At 70.4% G+C, this 5,323-nt stretch carries 3 protein-coding genes; 2 read left to right on the top strand and 1 reads right to left on the bottom strand.

Annotated features, from left to right (window positions below):
* Positions 1-503, bottom strand: a 503-nt coding sequence (locus tag MR1_RS18450; protein WP_409366280.1) for a hypothetical protein, incomplete at its 3' end; no start/stop codon positions are given.
* Positions 504-707: 204 nt separating this feature from the next.
* On the opposite strand from MR1_RS18450, the gene MR1_RS18445 reads away from it, so the two are divergent.
* Together MR1_RS18445 and MR1_RS18440 are read left to right on the top strand one after the other, a co-directional pair.
* The gene (locus MR1_RS18445; protein ID WP_084344923.1) at positions 708-2,537 is read left to right on the top strand and encodes an alkaline phosphatase family protein; all 1,830 of its coding nucleotides are present in this window, start codon (positions 708-710) and stop codon (positions 2,535-2,537) included.
* Positions 2,538-2,775: 238 nt separating this feature from the next.
* A partial coding sequence (locus tag MR1_RS18440) for a purple acid phosphatase family protein (RefSeq protein ID WP_157518381.1) occupies positions 2,776-5,323 on the top strand: 2,548 nt, incomplete at its 3' end.

Here is a 5,323-nt window from a genome sequence, read left to right as displayed (position 1 = left end):
CACGCGTGCCAGGCCGCCCGGCCCCGCTCGCCGCGCTGTCGCAGCGCTCGAGCGAGGGCGGCGTGGACCTCTGCGGCGTTCGGTGCCGCGCCGAGCACCGCGGCGCGCGCCCCGGCGGAGGTGAACCGCATCCGCCCGTCGTCCCATTCCAGGAGCCGGCTCATCCCCGGCGCCAGCATCACCGAGGCGTCGATGCCCGACGCCCCCAGGACGACCTCGATCCGATCCGTCGTGGACAGCGCGGCCGTCAGCAGCAGATGTCGTCCCGCCGCGCCCACGGCCTCGAGCATCGGCGCATGCCGTGCCCGCACCGATGCGGGGGCGGGCAGCACGAGCGGTAGAGCCTCCATGCCCGTCAGCTGTCCTGGCGTCAGCGCATCGGACATCTCGGCGGCATCGCCCACCGACATCTCACCGAGCTCGGCCATGGCCCCCGCGACGTGCGGTGCGACCGGTCGCCCGATCCGCTGGAGTGCGTCGATCACGTGAACGGCGCGATCCATCCCTTCGTTCCCCTTCCGCCCCCCAGCGGTTCCCGCGATTCTATGAGCGCTCCGCCGTGCAGGGCTACGGACGTGCTCGTACGGCCTTTCTCCTAGGGGATTCCCCGTAGATCCCCGGTCCGCGGCGCGGCCGAGCCCCCAGGGCGGGACCGGCCCGGTCGCGCGTCACCGAGCGGCGGCCGCGACCGTCATTAGGATCAGGGCATGGTGAGGCGAAATACCGGTGAATCGGCGCGCAGGGGCGGGAAGCGGAGCGAGCCGGAGGGCACCGTCGACGGCCCCGACACGGGATCGGAGGCGTCCGGGTCCCGGACCTCCCGACGCGACTTCCTGCGGCTGGGGGGAACCGCCGCCGCCGGCGCGATCCTCGGCGGCGGCGCCGGCGCGTCCATCGGGTTCGCCCTCGGGCAGAAGGAGGGCTTCGCAGAGGCGGCGAACGACTACGGCGCCCTCGCTCCGCGGCATGCGCCCGGCTTCGACCACATCGTCGTGGTGATGGGCGAGAACCGTTCGTTCGACAACCTCCTCGGCTACCTCTACTCCAAGGAGAACCTCCCCGAAGGGCAGCAGTTCGACGGCCTCGCCTTCGGCGAGTACTACAACGAGCTCGACGGGCAGCGCATCGACGCGCACGTCTACGAGGGGCCCACGGACACCATCATGACCTACCCGGATCCGGATCCGGGCGAGGAGTTCCCGCACGTCAACACGCAGATCTTCAACACGATCAACCCCGCGGGCAACGCGGAGCTGTACGTCGAGAGCATGCAGGCGCCGTTCAACGCGCCCGACGCCGGCCAGCAGCCGACCATGAGCGGCTTCGTCACCGACTACCTCGTCAACTTCATGCGGCTGAAGAAGGGCAAGGCGCCGTCCCTGGAGGAGGTGTCACGCATCATGGGGTCCTTCTCCCCCGAGATGCTCCCCACCCTGTCGACCCTCGCGCGGGAGTTCGCGGTGTTCGACCACTGGTTCTGCGCGGTACCCTCCCAGACCTTCTGCAACCGCTCCTTCTTCCACGCATCGACCTCGCACGGCTTCGTGACGAACAAGCACGGCGGCGGCTACAACAAGTGGCTCGACGCCCATCCCGCACCGACGATCTTCAACCGGCTGGAGGACGCCGGGATCAGCTGGAAGATCTACTTCGACGAACTGCAGATGGTCTCGTTCACGGGCGTGCTGCACGCGCCGGTCCTGGAGAAGTTCTGGCGCACCGAGCACTTCGGGACCATGGACGACTTCTACGCCGACGCCGAGCACGGGGAGCTGCCCGCCTACGCGTTCATCGAGCCGCGGATGGTCTACAACCACAACGACTTCCACCCGCCGTTCGGCCACCTGCACGCGAGCGAGGTCGACGGGTCGGAGATCATCAACAGCGCGCACTCGGACGTGCGCGCCGGGGACGAGCTCATCCACGACATCTACACGGCGATCAAAGAGAGCAAGACCCCGAACGGATCCAACGCCGTCAACACCCTCCTGCTCATCACGTTCGACGAGCACGGCGGGACCTATGACCACGTCGCCCCGCCGACCGCCACGCCGCCGGACGACTCCGGCAAGGGCGAGATGGGATTCGAGTTCGACCGGCTCGGCTGCCGCGTGCCCGCGATCGCGGTCTCGGCCTACACGCGTCGCGGCACGGTCATCAACGACGAGATGCACCACGGCTCGGTGATCGCCACGCTCAATCGCCTGCACGGGCTCAAGCCCCTGACCCGGCGCGACGCGACGGCGAACGACCTGTTCAGCGTCATCAATCTGGACAAGCCCCGGCATCCGGCGGACTGGCCGGAGACCCGCCCGTCGTTCACCCCTCCGAACCCGGAGGAGACGCCGCCGCACCCCGCGCACGCCCACAAGGACAAGCCCCTGACGCCGCCGGCGCACGGGCTGCTCGGCCTGCTCCTGGCCCGGTACGGCCTGCCGGACGACGAGGCGCCGCAGACCTTCATGGACGCGTACAACCTGCTGCACAAGCACGGGCGCGGACTGTTCGGTCCCCCCGGGGAGGACGACGCCGGCTGACCCCGGTCCGGGTCGCTGGATCCGGGTCGCTGGATCCGGGTCGCCAGATCAGGCGGACGCGCGAGTTCAGGCAGAAAGCACATGAAATTGCCTGAGCTCGCGCGTTCGCCTGTTCTCACGCGGTCGGTGGCCGGGCGTTCACCCCGGCGTCGCCCGCACGACAGCAGCCGGTCATCCGGGGTTGCTGGTCTGGGAGGGCGCCGCCCTGGGCGCACCCGTCCCCGACCGAAGGAATCACATGACCTCCCCCACCCGTGTGACGCGGTGGCGACGCGGCGGAATCGTCTCCGCCGCGGTGCTCGCCCTGCTCGGCGGCGTCTTCACCGCGCCCGCTCTCGCCGCGGCGAACGACGCGCCCGACGTCCCGACCGCGCCGCTCATCACGACCGACACCACCTGGCGCTACCTCGACGACAACACCGACCCGGCCCGCGGCGCCGAGGACCTGCGCGCCTGGACCGCCCCGACGTACGACGACGCGGACTGGAAGACGGCGACCGGATCCTTCGGCGCCAAGCGCGGCGCGCTCGCCCCCGTGGGCCCGCAGACCCCGCGGACCCTCCTCACCCACTACGTCGAGGGCACGCAGACCGCGATCCCCACGTACTTCTTCCGCACCACGTTCACGCTCGACGAGGGCGTCGCCGAGCAGGTCTCGTCGCTGACCAGCACGGTGACGTACGACGACGCGCTGGTCGTCTGGATCAACGGGACCAAGGCGGCGAGCTTCGTCGACGGTCGGATCACCGGCACGACCAACCTGGAGTACGCCGGCGACAGCAACGGCGACCCGCTCACCAGCAGCTTCAGCGCCGAGGGCGCCGTGCTCCGGGACGGCGAGAACACCATCGCCGTCGCCCTCTACCAGGACCGCGCGTCCAGCTCGGACATCTTCTTCGACATGCCGGAGCTGCGGCTCATCCCGGCCTCCGACGGATCCGGTCCCGTCGTCGCCCCGCCGACCCGCGTGATCCTCACCCCGACCGAGACGCCCTCGACGTCGCAGTCGTTCTCCTGGCTCGCCGGGGACGCCTCGCACACCGTCGGCCAGGTCGAGATCGACACCGTCGGCGGTTCCGACACCCGCGTCGTCGACGCGTACGACGCCGGGGTCGTCAACGGAAACCCGAACCACCACTTCTCCGCCACCGTGGACGGGCTCTCCCCCGCCACCGACTACCGGTACCGCGTGGGGCTCCCCGGGAGCTGGAGCGACTGGTTCGAGTTCCGCACCGAGGATCCGGACGCCACCGACTTCCAGTTCGTGTACTACGGCGACGCGCAGATCGGCCTGGACACCACCTGGCCGTCCGTCGTCGCGCAGGCGGAGGAGAAGGCGCCCCGATCGATCGGATCCGTGCACGCCGGCGACCTCATCAACACCTCGTCGAACGAGAACGAGTGGCTGAACTGGTTCAAGGGCATGAAGGACGCCGCCGTGCGCACGAACGTCATGGCCGCCCCGGGCAACCACGAGTACTCCGGGGACAAGCTCCTCGCGGCGTGGAAGGCGAACTTCGAGTACCCGCACAACAACCCGACCGACGACACGATCGGCGAGCTCGCCGCACTCGCGCAGGGCGACGACCAGGTCGCGCGACAGTACCGGGCGTACTTCGACCACTGGGCGCAGTTCGCCCAGGAGACGGTGTACTTCACCGACTACCAGGACGTGCGCTTCATCACCCTGAACGCGACCCGCGACACCACCTTCCTCACGCCGTCCGGCCTGCCGCTGTGCGTCGGCACGGACTGCCCGAGCCTGCAGGTGGACCGGATCTGGACGAAGTTCCAGGCCGCGTGGCTCGACCTCGTGCTGAAGGACAGCCCGTCGAAGTGGAACGTCGTGACCTTCCACCAGCCGGTATTCTCGGCCTCCTCCGGACGGGACGAGCCGGTCCTGCGCTCCGAGTGGCTGCCGGTCTTCCAGGACAACGACATCGACCTGGTCCTCATGGGCCACGACCACGTGTACTCCCGCGGATACGTGAACACGGACGCCACGGACACCCCGGGCCTGACGACCGGGCCGGTCTACGTCGTCTCGAACTCCGGGGCCAAGCACTACGACCTCGCCCCCGCCGACGACAACGTGTGGACGCGCAACGGCGCCACCCAGGTCCTGCGCGGCCAGGGGGTGACGACCTACCAGGTCATCGACGTCACCCACGACGCGCTCGTCTACCGGTCCTACCTCGCGGAGAAGACGGGATCGGCCACCACCGACCTCCCCGTCGGCGCCGTGTACGACGAGTTCACGGTCACGAAGACCGATGCGGGCGAGAAGTGGGTCACCGAGGCGGGCATGGAGCCGCCGATCCCGGCGGACCCGCCCGCGCTCACCCCGATCACCTCGGAGGCGGCGGCCGGATCCGTCCTCGCGCTGCGGGGCACCGGGTTCGCGGCGAACGAGCAGCTCGCGCTCGAACTGCACTCCGACCCGATCCCCCTGGGCACGGTGACCGCCGACGCCGACGGGGCCTTCGACGCCGAGGTGACGATCCCCGCCGACGTGACGCCCGGGACGCACGCTCTCGTCGCGGTGCGCGCGGACGGCACGCAGGTGTCCGCAGACCTGACCGTCACCCCGGCGGAGACCGGTCCGGACGCCGGGTCCGACGCCTCGGGCACCGCGGACTCGGGCGCGGCGGGTACGGCCGACGCTTCGGGAGCGGCCGACGCGGGGGCGAGCGCCTCGGGTACGGCGGATGCGGGGTCCAGTGCCTCGGGCACGGCGGACGCGGGGGCGACCGGTACGGCCGATTCGGGCTCGGCCGGTACGGCGG

It is taken from the genome of Microbacterium resistens NBRC 103078, assembly GCF_001552355.1.
Taxonomy (GTDB): Bacteria; Actinomycetota; Actinomycetes; order Actinomycetales; family Microbacteriaceae; genus Microbacterium; species Microbacterium resistens.
Note: the sequence above shows the minus strand (reverse complement) of the source record. Positions and strands in the feature narration are given on the sequence as shown.